At 61.7% G+C, this 16757-nt stretch carries 16 protein-coding genes; 10 read left to right on the top strand and 6 right to left on the bottom strand.

Annotation, left to right across the window (positions count from 1 at the left end; all coding sequences use genetic code 11):
- Nucleotides 1-2: 2 nt before the first annotated feature.
- Nucleotides 3-404 (bottom strand): ACT domain-containing protein, encoded by a 402-nt coding sequence (locus tag QLG12_RS01320; protein ID WP_197868544.1) that lies wholly within the window; start codon nt 402-404, stop codon nt 3-5.
- Nucleotides 405-500: 96 nt separating this feature from the next.
- Between QLG12_RS01320 and QLG12_RS01315 the strand changes: the two genes are divergently transcribed.
- From QLG12_RS01315 to QLG12_RS01300, 4 genes are all read left to right on the top strand, one after another.
- Nucleotides 501-1388, top strand: a complete 888-nt coding sequence (locus QLG12_RS01315) for a LysR family transcriptional regulator ArgP (RefSeq protein ID WP_282473754.1) — start codon at nt 501-503, stop codon at nt 1386-1388.
- A gap of 108 nt (nt 1389-1496) precedes the next feature.
- A complete protein-coding gene (locus QLG12_RS01310) occupies nt 1497-2489 on the top strand; it encodes an NAD-dependent epimerase/dehydratase family protein (RefSeq protein WP_282473753.1) in 993 nt (330 codons plus the stop codon).
- 116 nt (nt 2490-2605) lie between these two features.
- Nucleotides 2606-3481 (top strand): ATPase, encoded by an 876-nt coding sequence (locus QLG12_RS01305; RefSeq protein ID WP_282473752.1) that lies wholly within the window; start codon nt 2606-2608, stop codon nt 3479-3481.
- 124 nt (nt 3482-3605) lie between these two features.
- On the top strand, nt 3606-4454 hold the full coding sequence (locus QLG12_RS01300; RefSeq protein WP_197868547.1) for a cache domain-containing protein: 849 nt from the start codon (nt 3606-3608) through the stop codon (nt 4452-4454).
- A gap of 43 nt (nt 4455-4497) precedes the next feature.
- Here QLG12_RS01300 and QLG12_RS01295 read toward each other — a convergent pair whose 3' ends face one another.
- Together QLG12_RS01295 and pobA are read right to left on the bottom strand one after the other, a co-directional pair.
- Nucleotides 4498-6015, bottom strand: a complete 1518-nt coding sequence (locus QLG12_RS01295; RefSeq protein WP_197868548.1) for an MDR family MFS transporter — start codon at nt 6013-6015, stop codon at nt 4498-4500.
- Nucleotides 6016-6094: 79 nt separating this feature from the next.
- The gene (gene pobA, locus QLG12_RS01290; protein WP_282473818.1) at nt 6095-7279 is read right to left on the bottom strand and encodes a 4-hydroxybenzoate 3-monooxygenase; all 1185 of its coding nucleotides are present in this window, start codon (nt 7277-7279) and stop codon (nt 6095-6097) included.
- Between the two features lie 187 nt (nt 7280-7466).
- On the opposite strand from pobA, the gene QLG12_RS01285 reads away from it, so the two are divergent.
- Nucleotides 7467-8363 carry a helix-turn-helix domain-containing protein gene (locus QLG12_RS01285; RefSeq protein WP_282473751.1) on the top strand — a complete coding sequence of 299 codons (897 nt, stop codon included), beginning with the start codon at nt 7467-7469 and terminating at the stop codon, nt 8361-8363.
- Nucleotides 8364-8372: 9 nt separating this feature from the next.
- On the opposite strand, the gene QLG12_RS01280 is transcribed toward QLG12_RS01285, so the two are convergent.
- Both QLG12_RS01280 and QLG12_RS01275 read right to left on the bottom strand, forming a co-directional pair.
- Nucleotides 8373-8549: a hypothetical protein gene (locus tag QLG12_RS01280; protein ID WP_007953274.1), complete on the bottom strand. Its 177-nt coding sequence runs from the start codon at nt 8547-8549 to the stop codon at nt 8373-8375.
- A gap of 138 nt (nt 8550-8687) precedes the next feature.
- Nucleotides 8688-9590: a LysR family transcriptional regulator gene (locus QLG12_RS01275; RefSeq protein ID WP_232253710.1), complete on the bottom strand. Its 903-nt coding sequence runs from the start codon at nt 9588-9590 to the stop codon at nt 8688-8690.
- 115 nt (nt 9591-9705) lie between these two features.
- On the opposite strand from QLG12_RS01275, the gene QLG12_RS01270 reads away from it, so the two are divergent.
- Together QLG12_RS01270 and QLG12_RS01265 are read left to right on the top strand one after the other, a co-directional pair.
- Entirely contained in the window at nt 9706-10584 is an 879-nt protein-coding gene (locus QLG12_RS01270) for an MBL fold metallo-hydrolase (RefSeq protein WP_282473750.1), read from the top strand.
- Between the two features lie 46 nt (nt 10585-10630).
- Entirely contained in the window at nt 10631-11245 is a 615-nt protein-coding gene (locus tag QLG12_RS01265) for an NAD(P)-dependent oxidoreductase (protein WP_282473749.1), read from the top strand.
- A gap of 21 nt (nt 11246-11266) precedes the next feature.
- On the opposite strand, the gene QLG12_RS01260 is transcribed toward QLG12_RS01265, so the two are convergent.
- A complete protein-coding gene (locus tag QLG12_RS01260) occupies nt 11267-12145 on the bottom strand; it encodes a LysR substrate-binding domain-containing protein (RefSeq protein WP_197868553.1) in 879 nt (292 codons plus the stop codon).
- Nucleotides 12146-12284: 139 nt separating this feature from the next.
- Here QLG12_RS01260 and QLG12_RS01255 point away from each other — a divergent pair, with 139 nt between their 5' ends.
- The 3 genes from QLG12_RS01255 (at nt 12285) to QLG12_RS01245 (ending at nt 16691) form a co-directional block, all read left to right on the top strand.
- The gene (locus QLG12_RS01255) at nt 12285-13922 is read left to right on the top strand and encodes a 5-guanidino-2-oxopentanoate decarboxylase (protein WP_197868554.1); all 1638 of its coding nucleotides are present in this window, start codon (nt 12285-12287) and stop codon (nt 13920-13922) included.
- Nucleotides 13922-15370, top strand: a complete 1449-nt coding sequence (locus QLG12_RS01250) for an aldehyde dehydrogenase family protein (RefSeq protein WP_197868579.1) — start codon at nt 13922-13924, stop codon at nt 15368-15370. The genes QLG12_RS01255 and QLG12_RS01250 overlap by 1 nt, the downstream gene beginning before the upstream one ends.
- Before the next feature lie 217 nt (nt 15371-15587).
- Nucleotides 15588-16691, top strand: a complete 1104-nt coding sequence (locus QLG12_RS01245) for an extracellular solute-binding protein (RefSeq protein ID WP_064383797.1) — start codon at nt 15588-15590, stop codon at nt 16689-16691.
- Nucleotides 16692-16757 lie beyond the last annotated feature (66 nt).

Genomic DNA, 16757 nt, shown 5'->3' with positions numbered 1-16757 from the left:
GGTTACTCCGCGTTGGCTGCGAGGTCGCGCAGCACTTGCATGGCGCGTTCGGCGTCCGCCTGACCGACGAACAAATGGTCGTGGTAATAGCCGGCGATCACGTTGCAGCTGATGCCGGCCTTGCCCAGTGCTGTGGCGAATGCGGCGGTCAGGCCGACCGCTTCGAGCGCTGAATGCACGTTCAACGTGATCCAGGCTGCGACATAGTCGAAGCTGAAGCCGGCGCGCTCGGCGTGGGAACGTTCCAGGATCACCGTCAGGCCTTCCTGTTCACGGAAACTGCCGACGATTTCCAGGCCGCTCGGCAACTCGCCGTCGGACAAGGTGCAGAACACGTATTCGCCGGCATTGAGCTGCGGGCTCATGCTGCGCAGCAGGGTGGTCAACGAGGTTTCGCCAGCCATCGTGGGAGTCCTTGATAAAGAGTGCTTGCTGGCTATTCTCCCGGTTGACGCTGTATAAGAAAAACCAATAGTGCTGATCGCTCATTAGGAAAACTGATGTTCGACTACAAATTGCTTTCCGCTCTGGCCGCCGTGGTCGAGCAGGCCGGATTCGAACGGGCGGCGCAGGTGCTGGGCCTTTCGCAATCGGCGATTTCCCAGCGGATCAAACTGCTGGAAGCGCGGGTCGGCCAGCCGGTTTTGGTGCGCGGCACACCGCCGTCGCCGACCGAGATCGGCCGGCGCCTGCTCAACCATGTGCAGCAGGTGCGTCTGCTTGAGCGAGATTTGCAGACGCTGGTGCCGGCGCTGGACGAAGAAGGCCTGCCGGAACGGCTGCGAATCGCCCTGAATGCCGACAGTCTTGCCACCTGGTGGGCCGAGGCGGTGGGCGACTTCTGCGCCGAACAACATCTGTTGCTCGATCTGATCGTCGAAGACCAGACCGTCGGCCTCAAACGCATGCGCGCCGGTGAAGTGGCCGGTTGCCTGTGCGCCAGTGAGCGCCCGGTTGCAGGCGCGCGCAGTGTGCTGCTCGGAGCGATGCGCTATCGGGCGCTGGCCAGTCCGGCGTTCATCGAGCGGCACTTTCCCGACGGCGTGCGGGCCGAACAATTGCCGCGCACCCCCGCATTGGTCTTCGGCCCGGACGATTTTCTCCAGCATCGATACCTTGCCTCCCTCGGCGTCGATGGCGGTTTTGAACATCACCTGTGTCCGTCGTCCGAGGGGTTCCTGCGCCTCACCGAAGCGGGACTCGGCTGGGGACTGGTGCCGGAATTACAGGTGCGCGAGCAACTGGAGCGCGGTGTACTGCGCGAACTGTTGCCAGATAAACCGATCGACGTGCCCTTGTACTGGCATCATTGGCGCAATGGCGGTCAGTTGCTCGGGCTGTTGACCGAGCAATTGGTGCGCTCGTCGGGGCAATGGCTGGTGGCCTGAAAGCAGCTGTGAGCGTCAAGCTGCAAGCGCCAAGTAAAGCGCTTGCGTACTGTTTTTACCTTGCAGCTCGAAGCTTGAAGCTTGCAGCTGGTTTTGTTGGAGCTCTACATGAAAATTCTGGTCACCGGCGCAAGCGGCTTCATTGGCGGACGCTTTGCGCGTTTCGCCCTGGAGCAGGGCCTGGACGTGAGGGTTAACGGTCGCCGGGCCGAGGGTGTCGAGCATCTGGTGCGTCGTGGTGCCGAGTTCGTTCAGGGCGATTTGAGCGACCCGGATCTGGTGCGTGCGTTGTGCAGCGATGTCGAAGCCGTGGTGCATTGCGCCGGCGCGGTCGGCTTGTGGGGCCGTTATCAGGACTTCCATCAGGGCAATGTGCAAGTCACCGAAAACGTGGTCGAGGCCTGCCTGAAGCAAAGGGTTCGGCGACTGGTGCATCTGTCGTCGCCCTCGATCTACTTTGACGGTCGCGACCATCTCGGCCTGACCGAAGAGCAAGTGCCCAAGCGCTTCAAACATCACTACGCCGCGACCAAATACCTGGCCGAACAAAAGGTCTTCGGCGCCCAGGAGTTCGGCCTCGAAACCCTCGCCCTGCGCCCGCGTTTCGTCACCGGCGCCGGCGACATGAGCATCTTTCCACGCCTGCTGAAGATGCAGCGCAAAGGCCGTCTGGCGATCATCGGCAACGGTCTGAACAAGGTCGATTTCACCAGCGTGCACAACCTCAACGAAGCGTTGCTGAGCAGTCTGCTGGCCGACGCTTCGGCGCTGGGCAAGGCCTACAACATCAGCAACGGCGCCCCGGTGCCGCTGTGGGATGTGGTCAATTACGTGATGCGCAAGATGGAAGTCCCACAGGTCACCAAGTACCGTTCCTACGGTCTGGCCTACAGCATGGCGGCACTCAACGAAGGTGTGTGCAAGCTCTGGCCCGGGCGTCCCGAGCCGACCCTGTCGCGCCTGGGCATGCAGGTGATGAACAAAAATTTCACCCTCGACATCAGTCGCGCCCGGCATTATCTGGACTACGATCCGAAAGTCAGTCTGTGGACGGCCCTCGATGAGTTCTGTGGCTGGTGGAAGGCTCAGGACATTCGTTGATACGAATCTGCCGGCCGGCACTGAACCGCGCCACGGGTTGAGGGTCAACCCCAGCGGCCGCGGGGTTTATACTTCGCGCCAATCTGCCATCACCGCGTTTTACAAAGGTTGCCTCAATGTCCATGCGTAACGATGCCCACGACGATTTCGACGATGTACCGAGCCTGCGCGCCGATACCCTCGATGACGACGATTTTCCGGTCACCGCCCGCACCTCCGTACATTCACGCACGCCGCCGGTGGTCAAGGTCAAGGCCGCCAGCACCGGCCCGTTGTGGGCACTGGTCGGCGCATTGTTCTTCGCCTTCATCGGTCTGGCCTGGTGGAGCTTCCAGCAGATTTCACTGATGGAGCAGCAACTGGTGGCGACCCAGGAAAGTTTCGCGCGCATTAGTGAGGAAGCGGCGGGGCGCCTGCAGGACATTTCCGGCAAGGTCGTGGCCAGCCAGACCAATGTCACCACCGACAGCGAAGCGTTGAAGTTGCAGATCAAACAGCTGCAAAGCGCGCTTCAGGATCAGAGTAAACAGCAGCAGGGCGTGGCCGGGCAGGCGACGGATCTGGACAAGCGCCTGGCGCAGATGACCGCCCAGACCACTGAACTCCAGACTGCCAATGCCCAGTTGCAGGCCCAGGTCAAAACCCTGAGCGCTGAACTGGCGACCCTGAAGAGCACGCCGGCCGACACCAGCAAGCTCGACGCCCAGCTCAAGAGCTTGGATGCACAGGTCAAAGGCTTCGATGCCCAGTTCAAGAGCCTCGGTGCCGACATCACGGCCCTGAAGAAACAAGGTGGGTCGAACCCTGCGATCGATCGTCTGGAGCAGGAAATCGTCATCCTCAAGAGCGAGCAGGACAACCGTCCGGCCGCTGCCCAGGGTGGCACCAACACCGCCGAGTTCGACGCGTTTCGTGGGCAGATGACCCGCAACATCAACACCCTGCAAGCGCAGATCCAGAACCTGCAACAGCAACTCAACGCCCGTCCGTAAGTCTCTCGTGTGGCGAGGGAGCGAATGCCCTCGCCACAGCAACATTCAGAAGCCATCTGAATATCCATACATGCCTTCAGGCCGTCTACGCTCTTGAAACACCAACAAGAACGAGGGATGCGTCATGGGGTTTGTGCACAAGCTGGCCTGGCTCGGCGCGGTGCTGCTGTTGAGTTTCGGTCAGGCCAACGCGGCCACCACGGAAAAAGACGACAGCAAGGCCGCCATCGCCTTGCTGGAAAAGGCTCTGGCCTATTACCACGACAACGGCGACAAGGCGTTCGCGGCGTTCAGCCGCCAGGGCGAATTCGTCGACAAGGACCGTTACGTGTTCGTGGTCGACACCAAGGGCGTGATGCTCGCCAGCGGCGGGCCGTCATCGGCGTTGATCGGTCGCGACGTCAGCGAAGTGCTCGGGCCGGACTTGCAGAAGTCCTTCAAGGACGCCTTGAAAGTGCCGGAAGGCAACGGCATCCAGCAGGCCGAGTACCGCTGGCAGAACTGGTCCGACGGCAAGGTCGAGCGCAAGCACGTTTACTATCAACGCATCGGTCAGCGGATTCTGGCGGTGGGTTATTACTTGCCGCGTGCGTCGGCGGAGCAGGCGAAAGCGTTGCTCGACAAGGCCTCCACCGATTTGACCAGGGACGAAAAGGGCACGCTGACGGCAGTCAACTCGCTCAAGGGCGGTTACTTGCAGGACGACCTTTACGTGTTCGTGGTGGACCTGAAAACGCAACGTTACGTCGCCCATGGCACCAATCTGCGATTGATCAATACTGACTTCGCGAAGGTCAAGGACCCGGAAGGCAAACCGGTGGGCGAACCGATTCTGGCGCTGATCGGCAAACAGGATGAGGGCGAGTACGAGTACCGCTGGAAAAACCCGGTGACCGGCAAGGTCGAGGACAAGCATGCCTACCTGAAGAAGGTCGGGAATTTCCTGGTGGCGGTCGGTTATTACAGTGCTTGATTCCTAACGCTCCCACGCAGCGCGTGGGAGCCTTCGGCATCAATCAGCGGGCGCCGTGCTCACGCCCGCGCAGCAACCGGTTGGGCATGGCAATCGCCGCCGCCAGCCCGAGCAGCGAAACCGCCGCGCTGACCATCAGCAAATGCCGGAATGTCACCAGCAATTCGGCACGCAAGGCATCCTGCGCATCGCCGGGTGCCGCGTTCAGGCCATCGAGCAGCACGTTGCCGGAATGCCCTTCGCTCATCAGCGAGCTGCCGGCCAGGTGGGCGAAACTGGAGTCCTGCAACAACGCCAGCAACAGCGCCGACATCAACGCCACACCCACCGCGCCGCCCAGGGAGCGGAACAGGTTGGTGGTGCTGGTGGCGACGCCGATGTCCTTTTGCTCCACCGAATTTTGCGTACCGACCAACGAGGTCGGGAACTGCATGCCGCCGGCGATCCCGCTGAGCAACATGAACAGGCTGCTGAGCAATGTGGCATCGGGCGGGCTGAAGGCCATGCCGAGGATCGAGACCGGCATCAGCAGCGCGCCGGTCAGAATCTGCGGTTTGTAGCGCCCGGTGATCGAGGTGCGACGTCCGGCGAAATACGCGCCGATCGGCAAACCCATCGCCAGCGGCAGCAGGTGCAACGCAGCGCTGTCGGCACCGGCCCCGGTTACGCTCTGAAAGCGCAGCGGCATCAGCACGATCAGGGAAATCGCCTGGAAGCTGCAAAAGAAAATCGTGCACCAGCACAGCAGCGCACTGCGATTGGTGAACAGGTGCATCGGCAGCAACGGCTCCCGGGCGCGTCGCTCGTGCCAGACGAACACTGCCAGTACCGCCACCGCGCAAGCGAACAGGCCGAGCACTTCGCTGCTGCGCCACGCATGGCCCTGGCCGACCTGAGTGATCGCCAGCAACAGCGCCGTCAGGCCGATGATCATCAGCAGCGTGCCGAGATAATCGATGATTGGTTTGCGTTGCGGAATCGGCAGGCCGATCAGGTTACGTCGCGCAACCCAGAAGGCGCCAAGACCCAGCGGCAGGTTGATCAGGAACACCCAGCGCCACGACAGGTATTCGGTCATGTAACCGCCGAGCACCGGGCCGGCAACGCTGGCCACCGCGTACATGCTGCTGAAATAACCCTGATAACGCCCGCGTTCGCGAGGCGGCACGATATCGCCGATGATCGCCTGGCTCACCGAAATCATCCCGCCGGCACCGATGCCCTGGAAGATCCGCGCCAGCACCAGTTGCTCCATGCTCTGGGCCATGCCACAGAACAGCGAGGCGAGGGTGAACAGGCCCATGCCGAACAGCATCAGCTTGCGCCGCCCGTACAGATCGCCGAGCTTGCCGTAGATCGGCACCGCCACGGTCATCGCCACCATGTAACCGGAAATCACCCACGCCAGCAGGCTGACGTCCTTGAACTGGGCGGAGATGGCCGGCATCGAAACGGCGACGATGGTCTGGTCCAGCGCGCCGAGAAAAATCGCCATCATCAGGGCGACCAGCACGCTGCGAATGGCCGGTTTGGGCGTTTCGGGATGGTTGAGATTGGTCACGGGCAAAACCTGCGGGCAGTGAGGGTCCCGCAGATCGCCAGGCGAGCGGGGATGCTCGCCAGTGTAAGTCGGTAGGAAGCTATTCGATAGCCTCATAAGGAAGCCCGACGTAATTTTCTGCAATGGTTTTTTGACCGGCTTCCGAGCTGACAAAGTAGTCCAGTTCCGAAGCGCAGATCCGCTGACTGAAATCATCATGCTCATCGAAGCGGTGCAGCATCGAGGTCATCCACCATGAAAACCGCTCGGCTTTCCACACCCGGCGCAGGCAGATTTCCGAGTATTTCTCCAGCAAGTCAGTGCGACCTTCGCGGTACACTTTCAGCAGAATCCTGAACAGCGTGCTGACATCGCTGGCCGCCAGATTCAGCCCCTTGGCACCGGTCGGCGGAACGATGTGCGCCGCGTCCCCAACGAGAAACATCCGCCCGTACTGCATCGGCTCGACCACAAAACTGCGCAGCGGCGCGATGCTCTTTTCAATCGACGGACCGGTCACCAGTTTCTGCGCCAGATCCTCCGGCAGACGCTTGCGCAGCTCATCCCAGAAGCGCTGATCCGACCAGTCGTCGACGTTCTCCTCGGCCGGCACTTGCAGGTAATAACGGGTGCGAGTCGCCGAGCGCATGCTGCACAGGGCGAAGCCACGCTCGTGGCGGGCGTAGACCAGTTCATCGTGGATCGGTGGCGTGTCGGCGAGAATCCCCAGCCAGCCAAATGGATAAACCCGTTCGAAGACTTTCAGGCTATCTTCGGGAATCGACTGCCGGGCTACGCCGTGGAAACCGTCGCAACCGGCGATGTAGTCACAATCGACGCGCCAGGTTTCGCCGTCCTTTTCAAACGTGACATAGGCTTCGTCGCTTTTCACGTCACAGGGAACGACATGGCGGGCTTCGTAGATGGTCTGGCCGCCGGTCTCCCGACGAGCGGCCATCAGGTCGCGGGTGACTTCGGTCTGACCGTAGACCATCACGGTTTTTCCACCGGTCAGAGCTTCCAGATCAATGTGGATCCGGCGCCCGTCGAGGGCCAGTTCGAATCCACCGTGCACCAAGCCTTCGGCGTCCATCCGCCGACCCACGCCAGCCTCGCGCAACAGCTCTACCATGCCTTGTTCAAGCACGCCGGCGCGGATTCGGCCGAGTACATAGTCAGGTGTCTGGCGCTCCAGAATCAGGGTGTCGATGCCGGCGTTGTGCAGCAGTTGGCCGAGCAATAATCCGGACGGACCGGCGCCGATGATGGCGACTTGGGTTTTCAGCGTTTTCATTGTTTTTATGACTCGCAAGCTTCACGCGACAAACGCCGGTGAATGATTTTCAGGATTCGAGTGCTTGCATTTTTCCCTTGCGGGTCTGTCAATTGAAGGTGAAAACTGAGCCGATACCTGTACATTCTGCCAATCGGTGCGATTATCGCCCGCAAACCTCGAGGCCTGGATTGAAGTGATGAACAAGCCTGACCTGCCTTCGATTCCGGTGTTCAAGCTCTACGGTGAAAGCCTGGACTGGCCGACCCCTGACTTGCTGCACTGTGAAACCATTTCCAAACGCAGCCGCGAACACCAATGGGAAATCAAACCCCACCGCCACGCCGATTTGTGCCAGTTGCTCTTCGTATTCAAAGGTCAGGCAGAGCTTGAAATCGAAGGCCAGCGCACGCAACTGAACGAAACCGGGATCCAGATCCTGCCGCCGTTATCGGTGCATGGATTCCGTTTTTCCGAGGACGTCGAAGGATTTGTCGTCACCCTCGCCACACCGTTGATCAACCATTTGCAGGCGCAACTGGGCAGCGCGGTGCAGGCCCTGGCCCAGGCCGAGAGTTATCCGGCGGGTAAGGACGCGGAGTACCTCAACAGCCTGTTTGCCGCGTTGCAGGCCGAGTACAACGGCCATCAACCGGCGCGGGAAATGCTCATGCATTCGCTGGTTAGCGTGATCATGGTCTGGGTCAGCCGTCAGGCGATCCGTCGTCACAACGCCACGCAACGCCCGCAGCGTCAACGCGAATACCTCAACGGATTCATTCAGCTGGTGGAAGAAACCTACCGCCAGCACGTCAAGGTCGAAGACCTGGCCCATCGGCTGGGGATTTCCGTCTCGCACCTCAACGGCACTTGCCGTGAACTGGCGGGGCAGCCGGCGTTGCAGATCATGCACGAGCGTCAGTTGCTCGAAGCCAAGCGCTTGCTGACTTACACCAGCATGACCATTTACGAGATGTCCGAAGTGTTGGGGTTTTCCGATCCGACCAACTTCACGCGCCTGTTCCGGCGCCGGGTGGGGATTTCGCCAAAGGCGTTCCGCGACCGCTTGAAGGCCGAGCAGAACGACGACGCCTGACGTCCTGTATCAGCGCAGGGCGTTGAGGGTGGCGTTGTGAGGAATGCAGCGCTCGAAGTTGCAGCTCGCGTACTCACGGGGCAGTTGTCGCAACTGCTCCACGCGCCATGCCGCGGTGCCGTACAGCGCCAGCGTGGCCGCGCAGGTGATGAAAATCGCGAGGTATCTTCTTGTTCTGGTGTTCATGGCGTAGACCTCTGAACGAATACCCTTGGGTACTACTTTCAGCATAGGCCACGGCAGAGCAGCTGCAAGCTTTGAGCTTTGAGCTTTGAGCTTCAAGAATGAAGCAGACTCTCCGCTTGCAGCTTGCAGCTTGCAGCTTTATAGCTGATCCCATTGCGGGTTTTCGGGAAAACGCTGCACCAGAAAATCCAGCATGCAGCGCAGCGCCGCCGGCATGTGCTTGCGCGAGGCGTACACGGCGTAGATGTTCATCTGCCGGGGCTCGGCGTGGGGCAGCAGGCGCACCAGTTCGCCGCTGTGAATATGTGCCCCGGCCAGATAGGTCGGCAGCATCGCCACGCCTGCACCGGCCAGGGTCGCGCGCAGCAGGGTGCTGGCCTCGTTGGCGCTGATGTTGCCCTGCACCGGCACCGAGACCGGTTCGCCGTCCTCTTCGAAATGCCACAGGCTCTTGCCGAAGTAGGAATGGGTCAGGCAGTTGTGCCGGCTCAGATCTTCTACGTGCTGCGGTTGCGGATGCTCCTGCAGATAGGCGGGTGCGGCGCAGACCACCGAGCGGCACACCGTCAGGCGCCGGGCGATCAGATTGGGGTCGAGGTCGTTGCTGGTGCGGATCGCCAGGTCGATGCGCTCGTCCACCAGGTTCACCGTGCGATCGAGCATTTGCAGGTCGATGTTCACCCCCGGATAGGCTTTGACGAACGCCGCCATGGCATCGGCCAGTTGCGCCTGGCCGAACGAGGTGCTGACGCTGATCCGCAGCAACCCCCGTGGTGCATCGGCGGGTTCGCTGACGGAGGCCTGCATGTCGCCGGACAACTCCAGCATCTGCCGGCAGCGCGGCAGGATTTCGTTGCCGGCGGCGGTCAGGCTCAACTTGCGCGTGGTGCGATGCATCAGGCGCGCGCCGACCCAGTCTTCCAGTTCCGCCAGATACCGCGACACCACTGGTCGCGACAGGTCCAGGTGATCGGCCGCCGCCGACTGGCTGCCCAGATCCACCACCGTGACAAACACCCGCATTGCTTGGAGACGATCCATGATTTGCCCGCTTTCAGAAACAAACTATATTCAAGCATCGCATTTTTTGTAACGAGTCTGGCAACTAAGCTCTGTCCCCATCGCCAAGCACGGCATTCGAACAGCGGAGCACCCCATGATCGGCTTCACCACCCTCAAGCGCGTTTTACTCGCCACCGCCACCCTCGGCTTTGCTGCCCACGCAGCGGCCGCGAACCTGACCCTCGATGTCTACAATCCGGGCACCGATGCGATCTTCCCGGTGACTTCGGTACTGGTCAGCGGCGAGAAGGACGCGATCCTGGTGGACGCTCAGTTCGGCAAATCCCAGGCCGAGCAAGTGGTGGAAAAGATCCGCGCCAGCGGCAAGCAACTGACCACCATCTACATCAGCCACGGTGACCCGGATTACTACTTCGGGCTCGACACCCTGACCAAAGCCTTCCCGAATGCCAAGGTGCTGGCCTCGCAGCCGACCGTTGATCACATCAAGCAAACCGTCGACGGCAAACTCGCGTTCTGGGGCCCGAAAATGGGCGCCGACGTGCCGGCCAAAACCATCGTGCCGGGCGTGCTCAAAGGCGACACCCTCATGCTTGAAGGGCAGAAACTGCAGGTGATCGGCCTGGACGGCAAGCAACCGGATCGCAGCTTCGTGTGGATTCCTTCGCTGAAAGCCGTGGTCGGTGGTGTGGTTGTCGCCGAGAACATCCATGTGTGGATGGCCGACACCCAGACCGCGCAATCCCACGCTGACTGGCTGCAAACTCTACACTCGATCGAAACCCTGAAACCGAAAACCGTGGTGCCGGGTCACTATCTGGGTGACAGCGCCCGTTCGCTGGCAGCGGTGAAGTTCACCGCCGAGTACATCAAGGCGTTCGATGCCGAAACGGCCAAGGCCAAGGACTCTGCCGCGCTGATCGCCGCGATGAAAAAACGCTACCCGACACTGGGCGAAGAAAGCTCGCTGGAGCTGAGCGCCAAAGTCGCCAAGGGCGAGATGAAGTGGTAACCCGAATCTGAAAAACGCAGCACTCTCAAGCCAACTGGAGAATGTCATGAGCAATATCGCAATCATTGGTGCCACCGGCCGTGCCGGCAGCCAACTGCTGGAAGAAGCCCTGCGTCGCGGCCATAGCGTCACCGCCATCGCCCGGGATACCTCGAAGATCGGCGCCCGTGCCGGTGTGGTCAGCAAGAATGTCGACGTGCTGGATGCCGCCGCGTTGCAGGACGCGGTAGCCGGCCACGATGTGGTCATCAGCGCTGCGCATTTCGCCACGGTGCCGGCCAGCGCGCTGATCGGTCCGGTGAAACAGGCCGGGGTGAAACGTCTGCTGGTGGTCGGCGGTGCCGGTTCGCTGTTGCTGCCGGACGGCACCCGCGTGATCGACGGCGCCGGTTTCCCGGCCGAGTACAAGGCTGAGGCCAGCGCCGGTGCGGCGTTCCTCGATGCGCTGCGTCAGGAGAAGGAGCTGGACTGGACGTTCCTGTCGCCGTCGGCGCTGTTTGTCGAAGGCGAGCGTACCGGCAAGTTTCGCGTCGGCAAGGATGACTTGCTGGTGAGTGCTGAAGGGCAGAGCTCGATCACCTTTGCCGACTATGCGATTGCGCTGATCGACGAAGTGGAAACGCCTAAGCATTCGCGTCAGCGGTTTACGGTCGGTTACTGACCGTTCAGGGTGAGGGCGGGCTCAACGGGTATGAGCCTGCTCCACCAGCCACCCCATCAATTCCTGCAATTTCGCCGACGGCTCCGACGCCGGCGCGACGATGTAGTAGCCCAATCCCGTCTTCACCTTCAGATCGAACGGCATCACCAGTCGCCCGGCGTTCAAGTCGTCGCCGATCAGTGACCAGTCGCCGATCGCCACCCCCGTCCCGTGGGACGCCATCGACATCGCCTGATCCAGGGTCTCGAAATGCTGACCGCTGGCAATATTGTTCAAGTGCAGTTCGGCGGCTTTGAGCCAGAGCGTCCAGTCGTCATCCGTATGAGTCGGATGCAGCAGCAGATGCTGTTGCAGATCTGCCGGTGTGTGCAGGGCCGGCCCACCGTTGAGCAGGGTCGGCGAGCAGACCGGCGTCAGTTGTTCATCGAACAGATGCAGGGTTGCAGGGGAGTCGTGGGGCGCTGTGCCGTAGATCACCGCCGCATCGAACTGCTCGCGATGAAAATCCACACCGTGTTGCAACGACGCCGTGAGTTTCACCGGCACGTCCGGGCGCTCGCGCTGCCATTGCAGCAGGCGCGGCAACAACCAGCGCATCACGCAGCTCGGCGCCTTGAGTTGCAGGGTTTCGCGCTTGGCGCCGATCTGTTCCACCGAGTCGCCGATCAGGCTGAACACCTGCTGCACCCGTGGCAGCCATTCGCGACCTTCGGCCGTCAGTTCCAGGCCTCTAGCCAGGCGAATGAACAACTCATAACCCAGATGTTCCTCAAGCCCGGCGATCTGCCGGCTCACCGCACCCTGAGTGATGTGCAACTGCTCGGCGGCCCGGGTGAAGTTGCAGCACTGCGCGGTGATCAGAAACGTGTGCAGGGCGGGCAGGGGAGGCAGTCGTTTCATGTGGATCCAAGGTATGACGTGAGGACATGGCTAGTATGAGCTTTTATCGATTGTTGCGGCTACGGGTCGCCCGTTTCAATGAGGCCAATCACCGGTTCCTTTAAAGCCCGGTGCCTCAACGAACAAGAAGGGCAAAGACATGGCGACGTGTGGCGAAGTACTGGTCAAGTTACTCGAAGATTATGGGGTCGAGCAGGTGTTCGGCATCCCCGGGGTGCATACCGTGGAGCTGTATCGCGGGCTGGCCCGTTCGAGCATCAACCACGTCACGCCGCGCCATGAACAGGGCGCAGGCTTCATGGCCGACGGCTACGCCCGCACCAGCGGGAAACCGGGTGTGTGCTTCATCATCACAGGTCCAGGCATGACCAACATCACCACCGCCATGGGCCAGGCGTACGCCGATTCGATCCCGATGCTGGTGATCTCCAGCGTGCAGTCGCGCAGCCAATTGGGCGGCGGTCGCGGCAAGCTGCATGAACTGCCGAACCAGAGCGCACTGGTCGGCGGCGTGGCGGCGTTCTCCCACACCCTGATGTCAGCGTCCGAATTGCCGGGCGTATTGGCCCGTGCGTTTGCGCTGTTCCAGGCCGGGCGTCCGCGTCCGGTGCACATCGAAATTCCGCTGGACGTGCTGGTCGAAGAAGCCGACGAACTGCTGGCCAGCGTGCCGGTCAACATCGACCGCGCCGGTGCAGCGCCGGCCGCCGTGAGCCGCATGACTGAACTGCTGGCCGGCGCCCGGCGTCCGCTGATCCTCGCCGGTGGCGGCGCCATCGACGCCGCTGCCGAACTCACTGAACTGGCTGAGCTGCTTGATGCACCAATGGCTCTGACCATCAACGCCAAAGGCATGCTGCCGTCCAGCCACCCGCTGTTGATCGGTTCGACACAGAGCCTGGTAGCGACCCGCGCCCTGGTGGCCGACGCCGACGTGATCCTGGCGATCGGCACAGAACTGGCGGAAACCGACTACGACGTCACCTTCGCCGGCGGTTTCGAAATCCCCGGCAAGCTGCTGCGTGTGGATATCGATCCCGACCAGACCGTGCGCAACTACCCGCCTCACGTGGCGCTAGTGGCCGACTCGCGCAACGCTGCGCAAGCATTGCTGAGCGCGCTGTCGCACAAACCGCTGGCCGAGCGCCGCAACGATTGGGGTCAGGTACGCGCCGCGCGCCTGCGTGAAGACCTGGCCGCAACCTGGGATGCACCGACCCTGGCCCAGACTCGTTTCCTCGAAACCGTGCTGCACGAGTTGCCGAACGCAGTGTTCGTCGGTGACTCCACGCAACCGGTGTACACCGGCAACCTGACCTTCAACCCGGAGCGTCCGCGCCGCTGGTTCAACTCGTCCACCGGTTACGGCACCCTCGGTTACGCCTTGCCGGCGGCGATTGGCGCGTGGCTTGGCGGCAACCTCGAACACGGCGCGCGTCCGCCGGTGGTGTGCCTGATCGGTGACGGCGGTCTGCAATTCACCCTGCCGGAACTGGCCAGCGCCGTGGAGGCGCGCACGCCGGTGATCATCCTGCTGTGGAATAACCAGGGTTACGAAGAGATCAAGAAATACATGGTCAACCGCGCCATCGAGCCGGTGGGTGTCGACATCTACACCCCGGACTTCATTGGTGTGGCCAAGGCCCTGGGGTGCGCGGCGCAAGCGATCAGCTCCGCCGAACACCTGCGCGCTGCACTGCGCGCCGCCACCGATCGTCAGGGCCCGACCCTGATCGAAATCGACCAGACCCAATGGATGAAGGCGGTGGCCAAATGATGAATTTTCCGACCACACTCGACGGCCTGTACATCAACGGCCAATGGTCCGCCGGCCGCGAACACCTGCGGGTGATCAACCCGGCCACTGAAGCGCTGCTGACCACGGTCAATGGCGGTGACGAAAGCGCCGTCCACCAAGCGGTAGCGGCAGCGACTGAAGCCTTCAAAGGCTGGTCGAAAACCACCGGCGCCGAGCGCGCCGCGATCCTGCGCAACATCGCCAATGGCGTGCGCAACGGCCGCGAACATTTGATGAACTTGCAGTCGAGCAACAATGGCAAACCGCAGTTCGAAGCGGGCATTGATGTCGACGACGTGATCGCCACGTTCGAGTACTACGCCGAACTCGCCGAAGGCCTCGATGCGAAACAGGACAGCAACGTGCCGCTGCCCAGCGACGACTTCAGCGCACGTCTGCGCCGCGAACCGTGCGGTGTTGTCGGGCTGATCGTGCCGTGGAATTTCCCGATGGTCACCACCGCATGGAAACTCGCCCCGGCCCTGGCCGCGGGTTGCTGCGTAGTGCTCAAACCGTCGGAAGTCACACCGCTGCCGGAGCTGGAACTGGCGACCATCATTGCCGAATCCGGTCTGCCCAAAGGCGTGTTCAACCTGGTGTGCGGCACCGGTCTGGCGGTCGGTGCACCGCTGTCGGCGGACCCGCGTATCGCCAAGATTTCCTTCACCGGCAGCAACGCCGTCGGTGTGCAAGTGATGCAGCGCGCCGCTGAAACCGTGAAGGGCGTGAGCCTGGAACTGGGCGGCAAATCCTCGCTGCTGATTCTGGAAGATGCCGACCTTGATCTGGCGGTGGAACTGGCCTGCGGTGGCGGTTTCTTCAACGCCGGGCAGATGTGTTCGGCCACCAGCCGGGTGCTGGTGGCCGATGAAATCGCCGATGAATTCCTGATTCGTCTGAAGGCCCGCGCGGAAAAAATCCGTGTCGCCGATCCGTTCGATCCTGAGGTCGAGATGGGCGCGCTGGTCAATCAGGCGCAGTACCAGCGTGTGCTCGGTCATATCGACCGTGGTCTGAGCGCCGGTGCCAAGTTGATCTGTGGCGGCAATCGTCCCGCCGATCTGCCGCGCGGCTATTTCTTGCAGCCGACGATCTTCACCGAAGTGCCCCTCGACAGTGCGCTGTGGTGTGAAGAGATCTTCGGCCCGGTGATCTGCGTGCGCAGTTTCGCTACGGAAGCCGAGGCAATTGCGCTCGCCAACGACAGTCAGTTCGGCCTGGTCGCCAGCGTGGTCACGCGCAATGCCGAGACCGCGGATCGGGTCGCCAACGCCTTGCAGGCGGGGCTGGTGTGGCTCAACGCGCCGCAGGTGATCTTTCCGCAGACGGCGTGGGGCGGCTACAAACAGAGCAGCATCGGCCGCGAATTGGGGCCGTGGGGTCTGGCGGCATTTCAGGAAATCAAGCACGTGATCCGCGCGCTCTGAATGCCCGAAAAAGGTCAGCGCATGCCTCGCAACGAGGCATGCGCCGACGTCATGGCTTCAATGAGTTTTTATCGATAGTCAGGTGTTTTGCACGACCTCAGGATGAACCCGCAGACCACGCTCAAGCCCTTTGAAACCGGGCGCTTGAGCCATGTCGGTCAGGCAGATGCAAGGGTTGCGATCAGTCTCATACTTACAAAAAAAATGGGAGTCCTAAATGGGCGAGCACGATCTGAACAGGCGTCAATTCATCAAAACCGTCGGCGTGGCCTCGGTGGCTGCGGCGGCCATGAGCATGCCCTTCATCCGGGCCAGTGCCAGCGACACCCGCTTTGCCGGCAAGACCCTGCGCCTGCTGACCTGGTCCGATGACACAGGCCTGGCCGCGCTGCGCAATATCGCCGCAACGTTCGAAGCCAAGACCGGCGCCAAAGTGATTGCCGACCGCACCGGCAGCACCTCGGAAATGGTCGCCAAACTCAAGGCCGGCGGTGATCGTCCGCAGTACGACATCATCACCCTGGCTGGCGTCGGCGCCGAAGGTCTGGCCGCTGCCGGGCTGCTGGAAAAACCCGACCTCAACCGCATTCCCAACCTGGTGGACGTACCGGAAAAATACCGCACCGGGGCCAACGGTCACGGCATCGGCTACCTGCTGTGGTGCAACAGTCTGGTCTACAGCACTCGCACCCAGAGCACCGCGCCGGACAGTTACGCGGCACTGTGGGACGCCGATCTGGCACCGAACATTTTCCTTCCGCCGCCGAACTGGACCGAAGCGATGGACCTGATCATCATCGCCGCCAAACTGGCCGGTGGTGACGAGCACAACATCGAACCGGGCTTCAAGAAACTCGCGGAGCTGAAAGACCGCGTGGTGACCCTGGGCGAAAACCCCAACCAGATCGCCGAGCTGTTCCGCACCGGCTCCCTGGACATGGGCGGCCTCTACGCCCCGGCGTTTTTTCCCAAGCAGATCCGCGACCCGAACTATGGCCTGGGCGCCACGTTCGGCATGAAGGAAGGTTTCTACACCGATCTGATGCTCTCGGTGATGCCGAAGAACCGTCCGGGCGACACCGACCTGGCCTACGCTTTCATCGATCACTCCCTCGACCCGCTGGTGCAGGGCAAGATGGCCGAAGACATCTTCAACGGCCCGGTCAACGCCAAGGCGATCATCTCCGCCGAAGCGCGTAAGAGCCCGTTCATCCTCACGCCGGAGCAGATCGCGGAGAAGGCGATCATGCACGACAACGCCTTCCTGGCGACCGTGCATGACCAGTGGATTCGTCGCTACACGGAAATCTTTTCTTCCTGACGCAAACACAAACCTTCAGAACACCGCAAATCCCTGTGGGAGCTGGCTTGCCAGCGATAGCAATCT

The sequence above is a fragment of the Pseudomonas sp. V88_4 genome, from assembly GCF_029967985.1.
GTDB lineage: Bacteria > Pseudomonadota > Gammaproteobacteria > Pseudomonadales > Pseudomonadaceae > Aquipseudomonas > Aquipseudomonas glycinae.
The sequence above is the reverse complement of the archived record's forward strand: the minus strand, read 5'-3'. Positions and strand labels throughout refer to the sequence as shown.